The following is an 18,819-nucleotide window of genomic DNA, read 5'->3' on the forward strand; positions in this document are numbered from 1 at the left end:
TCCGGGCAATGAAATTTTGAGACGATGATTTCGAAAGCAAAAATGCATATGAGAGGAAACATGGAGTTACAATGAGTAAAAATTCGAATACAAAGGATGGATACCTGGATGATCCATCCTGGGACAGCTTGTTTGAGATGGCTGATGGATATGAGGAGCAGTATGACGATCGATATGCAGACCAATATGCCGATCAATACGCTGCCCCATTCGGTGAATATGATCCGGTGGATGGGATGGTTGGTGATCCTGCGGATTTTTATGAAAATCATCCACAGCAGAGCGAACCATATCATACACCGGAAGAAGCCTTGAAAGTGCTGTTTGGATACGATTCTTTCCGACCGGGACAGAAGTCTGTCATCGACAGCATTTTATCTGGCAGAGACGCGTTTGCGGTCATGCCGACCGGAGCTGGAAAGTCAGTGTGCTACCAGATTCCGGCAGTATTACTTCCTGGAATCACACTGGTTATTTCACCGCTGATCTCGCTGATGCAGGATCAGGTGAAGGCATTGAACCAGGCGGGCGTTTCAGCGGCATTTATCAACAGTGCGCTCTCGGAAAAAGCTTTTTTTGAGACGGTAAAGAAAGCAAAGCAGGGCTTATATAAGATCATTTATGTAGCGCCGGAGCGTTTGCTTACAGACGGATTTTTAAATCTTGCAAAAGAAGTGCAGATTTCCATGGTGACGGTCGACGAAGCGCACTGCATTTCACAGTGGGGACAGGATTTCAGACCCAGTTATATGAAAATCGTGGAGTTCGTCCAGTGTTTAAGCAAGCGTCCGGTCATGAGTGCCTTTACGGCAACTGCGACGGAACGTGTGCGGGAAGATATTGTATGTACCCTGGGTCTGGTCGATCCGTATACGCTGTTAACCGGTTTTGACAGGGAAAATTTATTCTTCCAGGTGGATAAGCCGAAAAATAAAGATCAGTATATTGTGGATTATATCGAAAAGCATCCTGGGGACAGCGGAATCATTTACTGCGCTACGAGAAAAAACGTAGATAATCTGTATGAACTCTTACAGGGCAGAGGCATATCGGTTGCAAAATATCATGCCGGAATGGGCGCTGCCCAGAGAAAACAGATGCAGGATGACTTCGTGTTTGATTATACCAGCATTGTGGTTGCAACGAATGCATTTGGCATGGGAATCGATAAGTCGAATGTCCGGTTTGTCATTCATTACAATATGCCGCAGAGCATGGAAAATTATTACCAAGAAGCGGGCAGAGCCGGGCGGGATGGACTGGATTCCAAATGTATTCTGCTGTTTTCGCCGCAGGATATTGCGATCAACCGCTTTTTGCTGGACCATAAAGATCTGTCTGATCTCGATTTTGCAGACCGGGAAACGGTAAAGGAGCGGGATACAAAGCGGCTTCAGGTTATGGAGCGCTACTGCTATACGACGGAATGCCTGCGCAATTACATCTTAAAATATTTTGGAGAAAACCCGGAGAACCCCTGTGGGGATTGCGGAAACTGTCTGCGGGAATTTGAAACATTGGATATGACACAGGCGGCCAAACAGATCATAAACTGTGTCTATGAGGCAAAAGGCCGGTATGGAAAGACGATCATCATCGATACGGTAGCAGGAGCAAAGACCGCAAGATTGGCAGAAATCGGGGCAACCTCATATAAGTCCTATGGTGTTTTGGCTTCTGTCAAAAGAAATCTGCTGCGCCGCCTGATGGATCAGCTGGTATTGGATGGCTATTTACAGGTTGGCGATTATCAGGTGATCCGGCTGGGGGATATCAGCGCCCTGAAAAATCTGGATACCAAAGTACTGGTTAAGATCACCGATGAGGACAAGCTCCCTGAAAAAACGGCAAAACCGAAGAAAACAGCAAAAGGAACGGAGGCACTTACCTCAGCTGGCTTTAAACTGTTTGACAAGCTGCGGGCACTCCGAATGGAAATTGCCCGGGAAGAACATGTACCTCCGTATATTATTTTCAGTGATAAGACACTGATCGATATGGCTGCGAAAGCACCTGCTTCCAGGGAGGAAATGTTGAATGTATCCGGAGTTGGAGAATATAAATATGCAAAATACGGAACGCGATTTCTTTCTGTTATAGAGGAATGAAAATAGAAATAACGATAGGAGCGGCAGAAGCGTATATGGAACGATTGATTTTTCATGTGGATGTAAACAGTGCATTTTTGTCATGGGAAGCAGCGAAGCGCGTCCGGGAAGGTCTGCCGGATCTTCGCGAGATTCCATCCTGCATTGGAGGAGACCCGAAATCGCGGCGCGGCATTGTCGTGGCAAAATCGATTCCGGCGAAAAAGTACGGAGTGACTACGGGAGAACCGGTGTCCATGGCACTGCAAAAATGTCCGGAACTTGTCTGTGTGCCGGGGGATTTTGCTTTGTATGAAAGGTGCTCCCGTGCGTTTAAGGCGATCTGTGCTTCCTATGCACCGGTTATGGAGTCTTTTTCCATTGACGAAGTCTTCCTGGATATGAGCGGTACGCATCTGATCTATCCAGATCCGGTTGCCCTGGCTCAGGAAATCAAGGACAAAATCCGGGATGAACTTGGTTTTACTGTCAATATCGGAATTGGAACCAATAAACTCCTGGCGAAGATGGCATCGGATTTTGAAAAACCAGACAAGGTTCATACCCTGTTTCCTTCTGAAATCCCGGCAAAGATGTGGCCGCTTCCGGTGCGGGATCTGTTATTCCTGGGAAAAGCATCGGAGCAGAAGCTTGTGCAGTCTGGAATCAGAACGATTGGGGAGATGGCGCATTATCCGGAAGAGGGAATCAAACGTATGCTGGGCGAAAAAGCCGGGCATCAGCTGTATCAATATGCAAATGGAATCGATGATTCGCCGGTCTGTGCAGAACGAGAGGAAGCAAAAGGTTACAGTGCGGAAACAACAACCGAGGAGGATATTGTGACCTACGAGCAGGCTTTTTCCATATTGCTGGCGCAGTGCGATGTGGTTTCTGCCAGAATGCGGCGCGATGGGAAAAAGTGCAGCTGTGTAAGTGTCACTTACCGGACGCTGGATTTTAAGACGAGATCGCATCAGAGAAAGTTCACAAATCCCACAGATGTAACAGAAGAGATCTTTGCACAGGTAAAGATATTGCTGTACGAGTGCTGGAAATGCCAGCCCCTGCGTCTGATCGGTCTTGCATTAACAGATCTGACGTCTGACGATTTCTGGCAAATGTCAATGTTCGAGGACACCCAAAATCATGAGAAACAACAAAAACTGGATGGAGCGGTCGACGACATCCGCAAGCGCTTTGGAAATGGCATGATCGTACGCGGCAGCACGATGAAGACGGCCGGTCAGGTTGCGCGCAAGGCGAAGGCACAGATGGATCACTGTGCAAAGGTGCAAAAGGACCATAATGGATAATATCAGAGAATCTATTTTTGAGAAATAGAGGGATTTTGTAAGACACAGAAGTGAGAAAGAAGGAAAACAGCAATGGCAGATGTAAGAAAACGCATTATTTTCCGGGGACGGGTCCAGGGAGTTGGATTCCGCTATACAGCAAAATATCTTGCCCAGTCACTGGGCCTGACCGGCTGGGTCCGCAATGAATACGATGGAACCGTACTTTTGGAGATTCAGGGAAGCGAGTATATGATCAATAAGCTTCTGGTGGGACTCAACCATAATCAGTTTATCACGATCGACTGGATGGATACGGAACAGATTCCACTGGAGGATGAGAGCAGCTTTACAGTGCGCTGAGTCTGCAGCATAACATCAAAATGTTCGAATCCACGTTTTCCGGTTTCTGACAGAAGATTCCATGCTTTGGCAAGTCTGTCAAATTAAGATTTATCCATAGAGTTTAAAAACTGAAGAAGTGCAGTCCGCTGTTCCGGGCTCATCTGGTAGATCCGGGTGAGCAGAGGATCCTGCTGAAAGTGAAATTCAAGGGAATCATCGAAAAAATCTTTTAAAGAAAGATCCAAAGCTCCGCACACGTAAGAAAGAACCTCGACCGTGGGGTTCTTTTTTCCTAATTCTACATCTCTTAAATAACTCTGAGAGATACCGGCCATAGTTGCGAGCCGGTTTACGCTATATTGTTTCGCATTCCTAAAATAACTGATTCTTTTTCCAATATCCATGCCTGCTGCTCCCTTAAACTATAGAGATAGGATACCAAATTTATGGTGAAAAAATTACATCTATAACGATTGAAGATTATATCTATAGATGCTATAATGGTTGAAGATATTACAGTAAAATAAGACTGTTATTTTTATTGGGAAAAGAACGTACAGGGAGAGTAATGTCATGGGGCGAGATATGTATACGGATCAGTCTGAACAATTAAGAATGACCGATACAAAAAGCGCATGCATGGAACTGCTTGCGTTGTCAAAGAATTACCGGCAGGTTATGCCGCAGGTGTTAGAATTGATAAGAGAGTACTACGCTGCGGATAAGACCTGCTTTTTTGAGTATGAAAAAGACAGAAATGCAGAAAAAAATGCGGAAACCACCGCAGAAAACATAAGCGTATACATTGATCGAAAGAATCTTTCGGACTGTATCGAACCCCAAAGGCTGATCCATCAGTATAGGAACTATATCGATCCGCAGTCTGGTTCTGTATCACAGACAGGAGTCAGTGGACTGTTCACGGTTCCTGTATTTTATGACAAAAGACAGAATGGTGTCTTGCTGGTAGAAAAAGGAAAAGCTGGACGGGGAGAAAACGGTCAGGAAGAGAAACAGCTTTTGTCAGATATCGCAAGTGTACTGGCAGCAGAAATCCAAAAATGCAGATATCAGGAATATTTGCTGCGTCTGAGCTTCTCGGATCAGCTGACGGGGGTAAAAAATCACACCTCTTATATCAGCATGCGGAAAAGAATTCAGAAGCACCCGGTACCGTGTGGTGTTGGTTTTGCGGATCTGAACGGTTTGAAATACGTGAACGATACGTTTGGACACGAATATGGAGATAAAGTGTTAGTGCGTCTTGCAGAGGTAATGAAACAGTATTTTCCGGAAGATCAGATTTATCGGATCAGCGGAGATGAATTCATCGTATTATGTCTGGAGATAGAGCAGGAAATGTTTCTGAATCTTGCGGAGACGTTAAACAATCGGTTAAAACAGGAAGAAAACGGTCTTGCGGCATTTGGATATGTATGGGATGATGGAAAAAAGGACATTGCGGAACTTCTCCGCCTGGCGGAACAGAACATGTACGATGAAAAATATCTGTATTATCAACATACGGAACGGCGTGAAACAGCCCGCCCTCTGTATGCAGATGAACTGTTGTCTGTCTGCGGTAGACGCCTTGCCATATCGAAAAATTGGTACGGCATAACGGGCAAAATTCCGTTACTGGGCACGTTTACGCGAACAGGAACGGAAAAAATGCTGAAAACATCTGTTAAAAACAATGTAATGGGAAATGAGGGGAATGAGTTGGAAACGCTGAAGGTGCGAATGCTTGGATGCTTTTCCATGAGTTATGGAACAAAAGCAATTTCACTGAAACGTATGGAACAGTCAAAAGCAGCTAAATTGCTGCAGATGCTGCTTCTTGCAGGGGAGAATGGAATTTCAAAACGGGAACTTTTAGATTATTTGTATGAGTCAGGTGTGGAAACTGCAGGAAACGACCGCAACCGTAATCTGAATAACGTGATCTATCGTTTAAAAAAACAGTTACGGGCTGCCGGACTGCCAGATGAAGACTGCATCCAGATCCAGGATGGAATCTGTACGTTCAAAGTTTCCTGTCCTCTGGAACTGGATACGGAATATTTCCGGAATCTTGTTTTAGAAGCAAGAAGGAAAAAAGGACAGGAACGGCAGGAATGCTATCTGAAAGCCAATGAAAGCTATCATGGTGCATTGCTTCCGGGAAACGAATCGGATATGTGGTTTCACGAGAAAAGCCTGGAACTGAAAATGTTGTATGAAGAAACCATTCATGAACTGGATGCTGCCTACAGTCAGGATGGGAAGTACCGGGAACTTCTTCCGGTATATGAACGGGCAGTGGCAATCTATCCATTCGATGACTGGCAGGTTTGGCAGGTCCGGTATTACCTGGAATTGTATTGTTACGAGGAAGCAGCAAAAATTTATAATGAAACACTGGAACTGTATAAGCGGGAACTTGGCAGGCAGCCCGTAGAAGAATTACGGAAACAGTTCGATGACCTGTACATGGATGAAAAAAATCATATGGCGGGAAAAAAGAAATCTGCGGATGGAAATTATACGTCCATTGATTACTTATTTAAGACACAGGAAGGAGATGTGGCAAAGTCTTTATTTGACAAAGGAAAGCAGGACGGCGCATATTATTGTTCCTATCCGAGCTTTGTAGATTATTGCAGGCTCCTGGTACGTGGACGCTCCTGTGTGGAAAATAAAGTAATTTTGATGTTTTTAACCCTTACTTATAATGAAAAAAAGGAAATTATGACACAAAACCAGTTTTCAGATCAGATGATGAATCTGCGTAAAGCAATTCAGACATCCCTGCGGAGCAATGATGCATTTACCCGCTATGGAAACCGTCATTTTATCCTGGCACTTACCCATCTGGAAAAAACAGACTGCAGCAAGATCTTTACACGGATCGAAGCTGCATTTCACAGATTTCCACAGAATGGCTGCGAGGTATGGTATCATGCGTCTATGACGCAGGAACTGAAAAACCTGGCGGAGAATATTGAAGTAAGGTAAATATCGGTTATATAAAAAGTTTTGCAGTGTGTAAAAGAGTATGTTCTTTCCAGACAGGTGCAGTCATGCTGCTTGGAAAGAAACGTGAAGAAGATTAATAGAATGATGAATCTGCAAAAAGGACATTTCTTAGGAAATGTCCTTTTTGTACATATAAAATAAAATTTTGTGACAATATATTCAGAAAAAACAAGAAAAATATAAAAATATTTTGAAATAATACTTGACAAATTGTACTTTATGAAGTACAATGAAGACAACAAAAAACAAGAGAGGAAAAAATCAAAAAGAACACAAGAAGAGAAAAACAAAAATCTTCAGAACATGGAGGGCGGTCCAATGGGTTACTAAACTTTACCAGTAGAAAATCTCTTAACGAGTTTACATAGATGTAATCGAAGGAGGGAGATTCCAATGAAAGGCAGAGGTCCATAGCAATTTAAAAATGAAATAAAAAACTAAATAATAGAAAGAGAGGTTATTAAGTGAAGCTTCGGGATATTTCGTAAAAGAGCTATCTGATGACGAGAAAGTCAGATAGCTCTTATTTTGTGTGCATTCCATCGGATGTGGCATTTACAGCACTTCATAGTTTTATGAAATTGTTTGCGGCTGTTATGTTTTTTCACAGATTGTTTTCTTTCAGAAAATACAGGATCTTGCCCAGACAGGTCTGTTCCTGTGAAAACAGTACGTTATGTGTCCCGCCAGTAAGCAGGCATAACTGACTATGCGGAATCTGTTCTGCCATCCATTGCGTATGGGAGGTTTTGATGAGATCACGGGTTCCGGCTATAAGAAGGACCGGAGCCTGGATTTTTTGCAGGCGGTCCGGGGAAAGCTTTGGAGAGTCTGTTAAAAGCGTGTTCATCTGCAGCTGGCTGCCGAGCTGTTGATGGAGTTTTCCGCTTGGAAGGACCCTCTGAGCCAGTGTGAGAACGCTGCCAAGCATCAGCGTTCCAAGCCGCACCGGAAATATCAGACCATGCGGCAGGGCATTGCCGCTGGCGGAGATCACTGCAAGCGTACGTTCTGGATAAAGGCTTGCAAATTCCAGGGCAATGTTGGCTCCGTCGCTGAATCCGAACAGGATGACTTTGGAAATACCAAGATGCACCAACAAGCTGGCGGCGTCGTGGGCCATGTCCTGAATGGTAAAGAATTCCTCTTTGTGTGATGCAGTGTGTCCTGCTTTGCTGCAGAGCAACTGGGAATGCCCATGTCCCCGGCTGTCCATTAGAATGACCTGATAGGATTTCTGAAGCTTGGAAGCATAGGAATGAAACACATGGTGCGACTGCTTGTTGCCATGAAGCAGCAGTATGGGAAGCCCTGCGCCGGATATTTCATAATAAAGACGTACTTCGCCTGCTTCAAAATAGCCCCGGTCGGAACGGGAATTTCGGTGTTTTCCAGATAGCAGCCCAGCAGATCCGGGTATTTGTTGGGCTGACCGCAAAATATCAGTTGTTTTTTCTTTGATCTTCCCGCTGTTTGTGCGGATCGTTTCTTGGATGTTCCTCATGATGTAATTTCCCTTTTAAAAAAGACTGCAAACCTTCACGGATTCCGTTCGGGTTCTGGATTTTTACGACTGCGTAAAACATATCCGGGGTCGGGTGCTTGGGCAGATAAATGTAGTAAGCCGGAATCCACTCTGTCGGGCTGTATTTTTCTTTGGCACGGTACAGATCCTTAAATCCGTAACAGTCATTCAGATTGTTGTAGACAAAACGCAGCAGCCGTTCAACCAGGCTCGCTTTTTCATCATCGAGTCCGGCGAGGGGAGCAACGCCAAGACTTCCGTAGTGGATGCCTTCTGAGCGGAAGGTCTGGAATGCTTCATAGATGATGGTTTCCATGACACCGCTTGGCGCATCGTTTCCGTGACGGGTGACATCAGCCATGTAGCCGTCTTTGCCAAGAAATGGGACAAAGGCAATGAAGGCAACAATTTTTCTGTCCGCATCCGTGGCGTAGAAATAGCGCTTATCCATAGGGTTATCCAGACCGGCTTTTCCCATGGTAAAAGCAAGAAGCGAGCTTTTTTTCTGACCGAGCCATTCGTTTGTCACACGTTCAAAGGCGTTTTCAATTTCCTGGTTCCGTTGTTCGAGCGGGCGGTATTCCAAAACGGTTACACCAGCCTTTTTTGCGTGGTTGATGTTCATGCGCATTTTGGCACCCTTTTTACCGCTGATCTCATAATCAGCCAGGGAAAATCGTGCTTCTTCGCCGCATTTTACATAGCCAAAGCCCTGACGCTTATATTCTTCCAGAAAGTGATCGGTAACACTTAGGAAGAAAAGCTTGTGAGCGCTTTTTTCACAGAACTCTTTAAACTCGGCAAGCAGAACCGGAAAATCCAAATCGGCGCAGACAGGATCTCCATTGACGATGATGGTATCACCGACAACTCCGTAGGGAATGACCCCGTCTACATTGCGTCCAAAGTAAAGTTGTTTGTCATCCTCTAAAGCGAGATAAGAGCAGCTGTTCTGGCTGTAGAGATTAAGCAATGTGCGGGCGTGCTGCAGATCCGATTCACGCCGGGTGGATGGGGTGAGCCATGGACGGACTGCGTAAAGCAGGGCAGCAAGAATGCAGGCCCAGCTGAACCAGAACATGACAAGCTCCAGCATGTGGGCACCATGGGAAACCGGAATGGACGCACCGTTGCCGAGAAGAATGTCGAGACTTTCTTCGAAGCTGTCGAGCAGTGTGTGCTGCCCACCGCCAAGAATCGGCGTTAAATAGTGGTAGCTGATGACTGCGTTGGCGGTGACTCCGACCAGGCTGAGCAGCAGAATCAGGAATCCGCGTTTTCGGTTGGTTTTGGAAGCCGGGCAGCAGAAGTCGGAGCGGAACCAGAAAAAGACCAGAAACAGGATCACATCGGACCCCATGCATGCAAGGGAAAACAGGTCTGAAACGTGGGGAATGTTACTCACAAAATCCAATAACAGAAGTGCCTGGGTAATGACCCGTGCGGCATGCTTCCGTTTCCAGAGCTGCATACAGAGGCAGAGCAGTACGAAAGAAGAGGCACGCTGGACCATCCAGTCCATTTCCGTGGAAACTAGCAGTGCTGCTTCTGCCGGGAGATGGTGGAAAAAGCTTAAGGCAAACATTCCGAGTGATAAAAAACCCAAGATCAGAATACAAATATTTTCCACCCGGATGCGAAATGATTGTGTCATGGAGATCCTTCCTTCCTTTCATTAAAAACGGATTACTGTTGTTTCAGATATTCGCCCGTTGTCATGCATTCGATATGGAGCGGGGCAAAGTAAGAGACGATTTTTTCTGCCTCTTTCTTGGAATCTTTGGTGAGTCCGGCAACGGCATCGGTCAGGTAGATGACTTTACATCCGGCATCGATGGCAGCGAACACGGTAGAAAGCACGCAGCATTCAGCGACTACACCGGAAATGACAATCCGGTCGGCTTTTTTGGCAGCAACTACAACCTCCGGGATGGCAAAAGAAGAATAAACGTTCTTGCTGTAAATTGGACAGGTTTTGGTCCAGGGAAGAAATTCCGGCATCATTTCATTCAGCCATGGGTCCGCATTGACGGCGGCATTGACCTGGTTGTATTCGGCCCATACGCCTTCCGGGTGATCTGCTGCCAGATACTGGGTAAAGATGATTTTTTGTGGAGCATTGCTTTTTAAAATGCGCTGAATGGAAGCGGAAGCGGTTTCTATGCCTTCGCATGCCCACTCCTGTCCAGCGGTGTAAACATTTTGCATATCAATGACCAGAAAGAGGTCCTGGTTCTTCGATTCGGATTGCTTCATATGAGATTTCCTCCTGCTATGCGATGTTCCTTCTGCTGACCATACCGCCAGAGGAAGCTGACGGTATGGTTGGCAGAGGCATTGTTCTATAAATATAAAACACAGTATAGTTTTATCACGAAAAAAATACAAGTCCAACAGTTGTTATTTAATTAACAAACAAGCCTGTGATTACGCACTTTTCATTGACTTTACCTAAAGTTAATGCTATCTTTATCATAAATTGTTGTTAAATTCGCAATTGGGTATACATTTTGGCCATTGTTCATGGGTGAAAATTTTCTGAACTGTGACGATACATGGAAGGGAGGGTATAACATTGGAAGAAAATCAAGAAGCGCATTCCAGTGAATTACTGGATGTTCCGGCTGCGAAGATGCCGCATATCCAGCTTCCGGCAAATCTGGGAATCCGTTATGCGGTGCTTCCGGGTGATCCGGCAAGGGCACAGCGGGCAGCAGGTTATTTAACAGATGCAAAGCTGCTTGCCTGGAACCGGGAGTATAAAAGTTACAGCGGTTTCTGGAATGGGGTTCCGGTTCTGGTCATGTCTACCGGCATGGGAGGACCTTCCATGGCGATCGCGGTGGAAGAACTGCGAAAGATTGGGGTGACGGCGGCAATCCGTATTGGAAGTTGTGGTGCACTTCAGCCAGAAGCCGGAGTCGGTGACCTGGTTATGGTCGAAGCCGCTGTGCGCGATGAGGGAACATCCCTTGGCTATGCGCCGCTCAGTTATCCGGCTGTTGCTGACCACAGGCTTTTGACTGCCTGTGAGGAAAGCGCAAGCGAGGCTGGTTACCGGTTCCACACGGGAATTGCCAGAAGTCACGACTGTTTGTATCGCGATGACAATCCGGCCATCTATGCGGACTGGGCGAAAAAAGGAGTCATGGCATCGGACATGGAGACGGCAGCACTTTTTGTAGTCGGCCGGATCCGCGGCATGAAGGCGGCTTCTATTTTAAATGTCGTGGCAGCCTGCAAGGGCAATGTCGCAGAAAACATTGGCCGCTATGTGGATGGCGAGACATTGACGGCACAGGGTGAGGAGCATGAGATCCTGACGGCATTTGCGGCATTAGCAAAGCTGGACGCCTGACAGGAAACGCAACTGGCAAAAACGAATCCCGGACCATCCGGTGAGCAATATGCCAAAACGGAATCCCGGACCATCCAGTGAGCAATATGCCAAAACGGAATCCTGGATGATCCAGCCGGCAATGAAACAAAACATATCGTTCTGGAAAACGGAACAAAGAAGGGAAAGGGTGTGTGAGTTATGAACAATTTATTTAAAACAAAATTTGACGCGGCAGTGATCGTGCTGATCCCGGCCTGCATCGGTATCAACTATCTTGGAAAACTGTTTGCAAGTGTGTTAAAGCTTCCGCTGTGGCTGGATTCCATCGGAACCTGCATCGGCGGCTGCCTGGGAGGCCCGATCATCGGCGCGATCTGCGGAGCAGCCAACAACCTGATCTACGGCTTTTCAGCAGGCGATAACATTACCTTAATTTATGCGCTGACCAGCCTTGGCATTGGCGCAGCCGTCGGTATTATGGCGCGTCTGGGATTTATGAAGTCCTTCCCGAAGGCAATCTTAACAGCGTGCGTAGCCGGACTTACCGCAGTTGTGATCTCCACCCCGTTAAATGTTTTATTCTGGGGCGGCACCACCGGAAATGTATGGGGCGATGCGGTATTTGCAGCAACCCAGGCAGCATCCATGCCGGTATTTTTAGGCTCCCTGTTCGATGAGGTTGTGGTTGACGTGCCGGATAAGCTCATCACCCTGATCGTGGTCTTCTTTATCTTAAAGGGACTGCCGAACAAGCTGACCACACTGTATGAGGCAAACTCCGAGATTGAAACCCTGGATTAAGTGCGAAACCGTTTTATTGAACTTAGGTGACTGGGAAGGTACTGAAACAGTTACGAGTTACGAACTTAGAAAAGGAAATGCTTCTGCCTTAAGACAGGGCAGAGGCTGGGAAATAAAACATGAAAAGTATCAGTCTTTTTGTAGATAACGGGACCTACCTGACAAAGGTACATCCCTTCACCAAATTGATGTACATTGCCGCGGCGATCAGCATTCCGCTGATTTCCGGGCGGCTGTGGATGTTCGGCGTGTTTATCGCCGTAAGTCTTTTGGTGCTGGCGAGTGGAAAAATCTTAAAAAAGACCGTTCCGCTGATCGCGTTTTCCTTTACGATCCTGCTGACCATTTTCCTGATCCACGGATTGTTTAACCAGAAAAATGAAAACGTCTTGTTTCAGATCGGCGGTTTGAAGTTTTACCGGGAGGGCATGTTGTATGCCCTCCGTATTGGTCTTAATATCTTAAACATGCTGCTTTCCTTCGCGGTATTCGTTCTTTCCACCAAACCGTCCGAATTTGTGGATGAACTGGAAAAGCGCGGATTTTCCCCGCGGTTTGGCTATATCGTTACTTCGGTATTCCAGATCATCCCGCAGATGATGGGAACCATGAACACGATCATGGATGCACAGCGGAGCCGCGGACTCGAGACCGAAGGAAACTTAAGAACCCGTGCCAGGGCATTTCTTCCGCTGATCTCTCCGGTGGTCATGAGCTCCCTGATCAATACCAGAGAGCGTGCCATTGCCCTGGAGGTGCGCGGATTTGGCGCTGGTAAGAAGAAAACCTGGCTGGCAGAGCGGACCCCGCATAAGGGTGACCGTGCGGTCACAATTTTGCTCGGACTCTGCATTCTGGCGGCTGTGGTATGGAGGATCGTAGGATGTCTGTGATAACCGTTGAAAAATTACGTTACCGTTATCCCCACACAAAGGAACTGGCGCTCGATGGCATTGATTTTTCGGTGGAAAAGGGCGAGTTCATCGGCATCATCGGGGAAAACGGAGCCGGAAAAAGTACACTGAGCCAGGCGATTATGGGGCTGGTTCCGCAGTTTTATAAGGGCGCCTACGGCGGCAAGGTCATGGTGGACGGGCTCGAAGCTGGGAAAACTCCGGTGGCACAGCTTTGCGGCCATGTGGGACTGGTATTCCAGAACCCGTTTAACCAGCTGTCCGGCGCGAAAGACAATGTTTACGAAGAAGTGGCATTCGGTATGCAGAACCTTGGCGTTCCGGCCGAAGAAATGAAAAAGCGGGTCGAGGAGGCCTTAAAGCTTCTGGATATCTGGCAGTACCGGGACCGCAATCCGTTTGATCTGTCCGGCGGTCAGATGCAGCGTGTCGCCATCGCCAGTGTGCTGGTTATGCGGCCGGATGTCATGATCTTAGATGAGCCGACGTCGCAGCTGGACCCGCAGGGAAGCGATGAGGTCTTCCAGGCAGTCGAAAAGCTGACGAACTCCGGCATCACCATTTTGATGATCGAGCAGAAAATCGAAAAAATGGCAGCTTACTGTGACCGGATCTTACTGCTTCACAAGGGAAAGCAGATTGCATTTGACACGCCGCAGAAAGTATTCTCCCTGAAAAACCTGGAAGAGTACGGAATCCTGGCACCGGCATTTACCCGCATCTGTAAGGCAGAGCAGGTGACACTGCCGGGTGGAACCTATCCGGTGACGGTGGAAGAGGCTGCCGGGGTGCTGAAAGCGAAGCACGGAAGCGTAGGGAATGCCGGGAATGCGGAAGATGGAAAAAGCGTGGAAAAAGCCGGAAATGTGGAAACAGAGCAGTTTTGTATCGAAAACCTCGATTTCGCCTACCTGGCCGACGTTCCGGTCATCAAAGCACTGAATATGAAACTGGACAAGCGTCCGACTGCCATCATCGGTCAGAACGGCGCCGGAAAAACCACACTGGTGAAACTCTTAAAGGGCTTGTTAAAACCAGTATCCGGCACGATTTATTTCCATGGGGAAGATATTTCCGGCAAGACCGTGGCTATGCTGGCTGGCAATGTCGGATATGTCTTCCAGAACCCGGATGACCAGATTTTTAAATACAACGTGATGGATGAGATCCTGTTTGGCCCGTTAAATATCGGCATGGACCCGGAGCGTGCGAAAAAAGAAGCAGAGCGGGCACTGGAACTGACCGGACTAAAAGGAAAAGAGAAGGAGAACCCGTATGATCTGGAACTTTACGAGCGGAAGATGACGGCGATTGCCTCCGTCCTCGCCATGGATACCGATGTGCTGATCTTAGATGAGCCGACCATCGCCCAGGACTGGAAGGGCAGACAGATCATCGGCGGCATCATCCGGAGCCTGGCAGAACGCGGAAAGCTGGTCATCGCCATTCTCCATGACATGGATTTTGTGGCAGAAAACTTCGAGCGCGTCATCATCATGGCACACGGACAGGTGCTGGCCGATGGAACCGCAAAAGAGGTGTTTGCCCAGGAAGAAGCACTTCAGAAGGCCCGTTTGCAAAAGCCGTATGTGATGCAGCTTTGCGAGGCGCTTGGATATGAGAAGAGTTACTTGACTGTGGAAGAAATCCTAAAGGACCAGAAATAATCCTTCTTTAACAAATGAGCACTTAAGAAATAAAAGCGATATTTTCAAAACCCCTGCTTGATGCAGGGGTTTTCTTGTGGTATAATTTCCAAATATCCGCTTATTGTTTATTAATTAAAGGAGTTTATTATCTTATGAGCAAAAAACATACGAAGCGAAGCAGCTTCTCCGGAAAGCTCGGTTTCGTGCTTTCTGCGGCAGGCGCTTCGGTAGGACTGGGAAACATCTGGCGTTTCCCGTATCTGGCAGCAAAATATGGCGGCGGCATCTTTCTGCTGATCTACATTCTGCTGGCATTAACCTTTGGATACACCATGATCGTGGCAGAGACATCCATCGGCCGCATGACGAAAAAGAGTCCGGTTGGTGCATACCATACGTTCGGAAAGTCTGGCTGGTTTTCCTTTGGCGGCTGGATCAATGCGGTGATCCCGATTCTGATCGTTCCTTATTATTCCGTGATCGGTGGCTGGGTTATCCGGTATTTGTTTGGATATCTGACCGGGCAGGGGGCGCAGCTTGCGGAGAATGGCAATTTTTCCGCATTTATTTCGAATGGGGCAGCAACGGAAATCTGTTTTATTGCATTTGCATTTTTCACCCTGTTTATTATCTATGCGGGTGTGAGAAACGGAATTGAACGTGTATCTAAGTTTATGATGCCGATCCTGATCGTGCTGTCCGTTATCATTGCAGGTTATTCCATGACCAGACCGGGGGCAGGCGCAGGAATCAAATATTTCCTGGTGCCGAATGTAGAAAACTTTTCCTGGATGACCGTGGTGACAGCCATGGGACAGATGTTCTATTCCCTGTCCATTGCCATGGGAATCCTGATCACGTTTGGTTCTTATATGAAGCGCGATGTTTCGATTGAAGCATCCACCGGAAATGTAGAGGTATTTGATACCGCGATTGCCATTATGGCAGGACTGATGATCATTCCGGCGGTGTTCGCATTTACCGGCGGTGATCCGGATACTCTGCAGGCAGGACCGGCGCTGATGTTCATCACCATTCCGAAAGTATTCGCAAGCATGGGCTTTGGAAGTATTGCAGGCGTCTTATTCTTCCTGTTGGTACTCTTTGCGGCAGTTACCAGTTCTATCGCGCTGACGGAGAGTGCAGTGTCTACTTTTGAGGACGAGCTTGGCTGGAGCCGGAAAAAGGCTACGGTCATGATCGGTGGCATTATGCTGGTACTTGGAACACTTTCCTGTCTGGGATACGGTCCGTTAGCAAATGTAACCATCATAGGTATGCAGTTTCTGGATTTCTTTGATTTCCTGACGAACTCGGTCATGATGCCGATCGCAGCAATCGCAACCTGTCTTCTGGTGTCCAGAGTCATTGGAATTAAACGGATCGAAGAAGAGGTGCTTCATGGGGAAGGCAAATTCCACAGAAAGCAGGTCTTCAACATCATGGTGCAGTACCTGTGCCCGGTATTTGCAGTCATTATCCTGATCAGCTCTGTGGCCAATGCGTTTGGGTGGATCTCGATGTAATTTCTATGTAATTGAATTTAGAATCCCCGTTGCTGTGTGCGCGTGCATGCATGGCAACGGGGATTTTTTTCATTGCATTGCATATTGGAGAGGTGCAGGTGGCGTGTCTGCTGATTCTGTCTGAAAATTGCAGAAAAGTTAGGAAAACGCAAAAGAAAATTGCGGGGTTATAAAGAAACTGTTATCAAGTCATACAGAACCCGTTAAGGGTCATGAAAACCTATTTCCATTTGTCTCATCTCTGAATAAAATACCAGAGGAGATAAAACGTTGCTGTTTGCGCAAAGCGTGAACAGTAACGATAAAAAAGAAAGGGGATATGGGAATGTTCACATTATTGATCCTGATTATTTATGCAATCATCGGAGGCGTATCGACACTGGCTATGGTCATTGGAATTCCGGGTGTACTCGGCTGGAAAATTTACCGGAAGGTGAAGTACCATATTCCGATCATGAAATAAATGTGAATAAGAAAAATATAAAGCTGGCAGCATGTTTCGATTTTCGGTGGAACATGTCGCCGGCTTTTAAAATACTTGAACTGTTGTTTTGCAGTTAAGTGGCGGGAGAGCGACCTCTACATAGATAAAATGGTGGCAACCAGTTTCTTACACTGCACAGGCAGACTGGATGGAATGGCATATTTATTCACAGAATGACCCTGACGGGGAGAGAAATCTCTGGTCAGGGTCATTTTTTGGCACAGCATATTGAAAAAAAGTGGTGTGTTCGCTGATTTGCGGTCTCAAAAAGAAAAGTGGTGGCGGCAATTGGAATATCCGTATATAATGAAATCAGGAGGAAGAATTGTGGAAAAAGAATTTTACATAAAGGATAAGACGCCACTGCAGTATTTGCAATCCATTGTAAATTTTGAGCGGTTTCAGACGTATTTACAGGAGAAAGATCTTGGCAGTGCATATAATTATCTAAACAATATCTATATGGTCATGCTGGATACAGATCAAGATACGAGGGGCGAAGCAGTTGGAATTTATGAAAGACATTTGGAAGAAATTCATAAGCAGATTGGGACGCTTAAGTCATTAAAAGAAAAAAGAATGAGTATCATAAAACCAGATGATCCTTTGCTTGGCAAAGGATATCTGGAAACCTTGAGGAAATCTTTGATCCATGATAGTATTGCGTATTTGTCTAATGTAGATCCGATTCGTTTTGAGCGGACGTACGATGGACAAATGATCGACCGCCATATGAATAACATCCCGGAGCTGGCTTATGAGGACCGGTATTATAAAACTCCATATGCCATATTTTCGAAATACATACAGTTTTTTGCAGATACGATCTCCATGCTTGCAACGGCGGAAGAGTACAATCGATTGCCGCAGACTATTAAGCATGTCATTGCAGCGAATAATTCTGGAAAACCGAATGGGGCGAAGCCTGCATTTGATCAAAAAAAGAACAGCAATATAAAAACAAAGAAAAATGTTCGTCACAATCATGGCGGGCGAAAACTATGGAATTTTTTCAAGATAACAATTGTGATATGCCTGGTCTTTATCTTGAAAATTTCGAATACCGGGAAGAGTAATACCTATCAGTCTGCAGCGGGTGATACCAATACAACGGCAAGAATGGATAACGCAATACCGCAGCAAATTGCAGATAGGAATACCATGCCAGCAAAATCATTATTCGATGACCGTCAGCCGGACATGCAGCAACTGGCAAATCGTGTTTCTGAAGAAAACGTAAAAATACAATACGAATGGGAATCTCCTTCTGGATCATGGAAAAATGGAATGACCATGGAATTAAATATGGGTGTCTATATGTATTATCGCGGGTTACCACGCCAATATTCCAACGATTGTAAAAACTATATTTCTGATGAATACACGGTCAGTATGTTAAAACGCACAAATGAGACGATCGATGAGCTGTGTGAAAAAGAAAACATGAGCAGCGAATGGGCAAAGGTGCAGGAAACGGTTGCATTTGTACAGGCGATTCCATACAAGACCGATGAGGAATCGGTAGGGCAGGAGGAATGGTACAAATATCCGTATGAGACCTTGGTTGATCAGTGCGGGGATTGTGAAGACAAAACATTCCTGCTTGCAGGACTTCTGAAAGAACGGGGATACGATGTTGTTATCCTTATCATGCCCGATCATATGGCGCTTGGTATTGCAGGCACGGATATTCCGGGAAGCTATTATGAACGGAATGGGAAAAAGTATTACTATGTGGAAACGACATCTTCCGGGTGGAAAATCGGGGATATCCCGAATGAGTATCGTTGGCAGAAGGCAGAAGTCGTTCCAATTGTGTGATTGGGTTACATGAG

Annotated in this window: 15 protein-coding genes; 11 read left to right on the plus strand and 4 right to left on the minus strand. The window is 46.4% G+C overall.

Going from position 1 to position 18,819, the window contains the following annotated elements; all coding sequences use genetic code 11:
* Positions 1-71: 71 nt before the first annotated feature.
* The 3 genes from recQ to DXB18_RS07245 all read left to right on the plus strand — a co-directional run bounded on the left by recQ (position 72) and on the right by DXB18_RS07245 (position 3,745).
* Positions 72-2,108 carry a DNA helicase RecQ gene (gene recQ, locus DXB18_RS07235; RefSeq protein WP_347560866.1) on the plus strand — a complete coding sequence of 679 codons (2,037 nt, stop codon included), beginning with the start codon at positions 72-74 and terminating at the stop codon, positions 2,106-2,108.
* Between the two features lie 35 nt (positions 2,109-2,143).
* On the plus strand, positions 2,144-3,403 hold the full coding sequence (locus DXB18_RS07240; RefSeq protein ID WP_118543804.1) for a DNA polymerase IV: 1,260 nt from the start codon (positions 2,144-2,146) through the stop codon (positions 3,401-3,403).
* Between the two features lie 72 nt (positions 3,404-3,475).
* Positions 3,476-3,745 (plus strand): acylphosphatase, encoded by a 270-nt coding sequence (locus DXB18_RS07245; protein ID WP_118706868.1) that lies wholly within the window; start codon positions 3,476-3,478, stop codon positions 3,743-3,745.
* An 83-nt stretch (positions 3,746-3,828) separates the two neighbouring features.
* Here DXB18_RS07245 and DXB18_RS07250 read toward each other — a convergent pair whose 3' ends face one another.
* Positions 3,829-4,131, minus strand: a complete 303-nt coding sequence (locus DXB18_RS07250) for a helix-turn-helix transcriptional regulator (RefSeq protein ID WP_118543806.1) — start codon at positions 4,129-4,131, stop codon at positions 3,829-3,831.
* A 169-nt stretch (positions 4,132-4,300) separates the two neighbouring features.
* On the opposite strand from DXB18_RS07250, the gene DXB18_RS07255 reads away from it, so the two are divergent.
* Positions 4,301-6,724 (plus strand): diguanylate cyclase, encoded by a 2,424-nt coding sequence (locus tag DXB18_RS07255; RefSeq protein WP_118706870.1) that lies wholly within the window; start codon positions 4,301-4,303, stop codon positions 6,722-6,724.
* Between the two features lie 625 nt (positions 6,725-7,349).
* Here DXB18_RS07255 and DXB18_RS07260 read toward each other — a convergent pair.
* From DXB18_RS07260 to DXB18_RS07270, 3 genes are read right to left on the minus strand one after another with little or no spacing between them, the layout of a single operon-like run.
* On the minus strand, positions 7,350-8,249 hold the full coding sequence (locus DXB18_RS07260) for an alpha/beta hydrolase (RefSeq protein ID WP_118543809.1): 900 nt from the start codon (positions 8,247-8,249) through the stop codon (positions 7,350-7,352).
* Positions 8,188-9,924 (minus strand): DUF2156 domain-containing protein, encoded by a 1,737-nt coding sequence (locus tag DXB18_RS07265; RefSeq protein ID WP_118706872.1) that lies wholly within the window; start codon positions 9,922-9,924, stop codon positions 8,188-8,190. Before DXB18_RS07265 ends, DXB18_RS07260 begins: the two co-directional genes overlap by 62 nt.
* A gap of 32 nt (positions 9,925-9,956) precedes the next feature.
* Complete coding sequence (locus DXB18_RS07270) at positions 9,957-10,526, minus strand: isochorismatase family cysteine hydrolase (RefSeq protein ID WP_118706874.1); 570 nt, start codon at positions 10,524-10,526, stop codon at positions 9,957-9,959.
* 319 nt (positions 10,527-10,845) lie between these two features.
* Between DXB18_RS07270 and DXB18_RS07275 the strand changes: the two genes are divergently transcribed.
* From DXB18_RS07275 to DXB18_RS07300, 7 genes are all read left to right on the plus strand, one after another.
* Positions 10,846-11,628 (plus strand): nucleoside phosphorylase, encoded by a 783-nt coding sequence (locus DXB18_RS07275; protein WP_347560867.1) that lies wholly within the window; start codon positions 10,846-10,848, stop codon positions 11,626-11,628.
* Positions 11,629-11,808: 180 nt separating this feature from the next.
* On the plus strand, positions 11,809-12,411 hold the full coding sequence (locus tag DXB18_RS07280; RefSeq protein ID WP_118706876.1) for an ECF transporter S component: 603 nt from the start codon (positions 11,809-11,811) through the stop codon (positions 12,409-12,411).
* Between the two features lie 119 nt (positions 12,412-12,530).
* A complete protein-coding gene (locus DXB18_RS07285) occupies positions 12,531-13,304 on the plus strand; it encodes an energy-coupling factor transporter transmembrane component T (RefSeq protein WP_118706877.1) in 774 nt (257 codons plus the stop codon).
* Positions 13,295-14,992 (plus strand): ABC transporter ATP-binding protein, encoded by a 1,698-nt coding sequence (locus tag DXB18_RS07290; protein ID WP_118706878.1) that lies wholly within the window; start codon positions 13,295-13,297, stop codon positions 14,990-14,992. The genes DXB18_RS07285 and DXB18_RS07290 overlap by 10 nt, the downstream gene beginning before the upstream one ends.
* A gap of 134 nt (positions 14,993-15,126) precedes the next feature.
* The gene (locus tag DXB18_RS07295; protein WP_118543815.1) at positions 15,127-16,500 is read left to right on the plus strand and encodes a sodium-dependent transporter; all 1,374 of its coding nucleotides are present in this window, start codon (positions 15,127-15,129) and stop codon (positions 16,498-16,500) included.
* 325 nt (positions 16,501-16,825) lie between these two features.
* The gene (locus tag DXB18_RS16150) at positions 16,826-16,963 is read left to right on the plus strand and encodes a hypothetical protein (RefSeq protein ID WP_182430507.1); all 138 of its coding nucleotides are present in this window, start codon (positions 16,826-16,828) and stop codon (positions 16,961-16,963) included.
* 348 nt (positions 16,964-17,311) lie between these two features.
* Positions 17,312-18,805 carry a hypothetical protein gene (locus DXB18_RS07300; RefSeq protein WP_118706879.1) on the plus strand — a complete coding sequence of 498 codons (1,494 nt, stop codon included), beginning with the start codon at positions 17,312-17,314 and terminating at the stop codon, positions 18,803-18,805.
* Positions 18,806-18,819: the final 14 nt, after the last annotated feature.

Source organism: Clostridium sp. OM02-18AC (assembly GCF_003481825.1).
In the GTDB taxonomy this organism is placed as follows: Bacteria; Bacillota; Clostridia; order Lachnospirales; family Lachnospiraceae; genus Brotaphodocola.

Coding starts and splice junctions, on each gene's coding strand:
- DXB18_RS07255 (WP_118706870.1), top strand. CDS start 4,301: ATGGGGCGAGATATGTATACGGATCAGTCTGAACAATTAAGAATGACC.
- DXB18_RS07250 (WP_118543806.1), bottom strand. CDS start 4,131: ATGGATATTGGAAAAAGAATCAGTTATTTTAGGAATGCGAAACAATAT.
- DXB18_RS07280 (WP_118706876.1), top strand. CDS start 11,809: ATGAACAATTTATTTAAAACAAAATTTGACGCGGCAGTGATCGTGCTG.
- DXB18_RS07240 (WP_118543804.1), top strand. CDS start 2,144: ATGGAACGATTGATTTTTCATGTGGATGTAAACAGTGCATTTTTGTCA.
- DXB18_RS07260 (WP_118543809.1), bottom strand. CDS start 8,249: ATGAGGAACATCCAAGAAACGATCCGCACAAACAGCGGGAAGATCAAA.
- DXB18_RS07245 (WP_118706868.1), top strand. CDS start 3,476: ATGGCAGATGTAAGAAAACGCATTATTTTCCGGGGACGGGTCCAGGGA.
- DXB18_RS07285 (WP_118706877.1), top strand. CDS start 12,531: ATGAAAAGTATCAGTCTTTTTGTAGATAACGGGACCTACCTGACAAAG.
- DXB18_RS07270 (WP_118706874.1), bottom strand. CDS start 10,526: ATGAAGCAATCCGAATCGAAGAACCAGGACCTCTTTCTGGTCATTGAT.
- DXB18_RS07295 (WP_118543815.1), top strand. CDS start 15,127: ATGAGCAAAAAACATACGAAGCGAAGCAGCTTCTCCGGAAAGCTCGGT.
- DXB18_RS07265 (WP_118706872.1), bottom strand. CDS start 9,924: ATGACACAATCATTTCGCATCCGGGTGGAAAATATTTGTATTCTGATC.
- recQ (WP_347560866.1), top strand. CDS start 72: ATGAGTAAAAATTCGAATACAAAGGATGGATACCTGGATGATCCATCC.
- DXB18_RS07290 (WP_118706878.1), top strand. CDS start 13,295: ATGTCTGTGATAACCGTTGAAAAATTACGTTACCGTTATCCCCACACA.
- DXB18_RS16150 (WP_182430507.1), top strand. CDS start 16,826: ATGTTCACATTATTGATCCTGATTATTTATGCAATCATCGGAGGCGTA.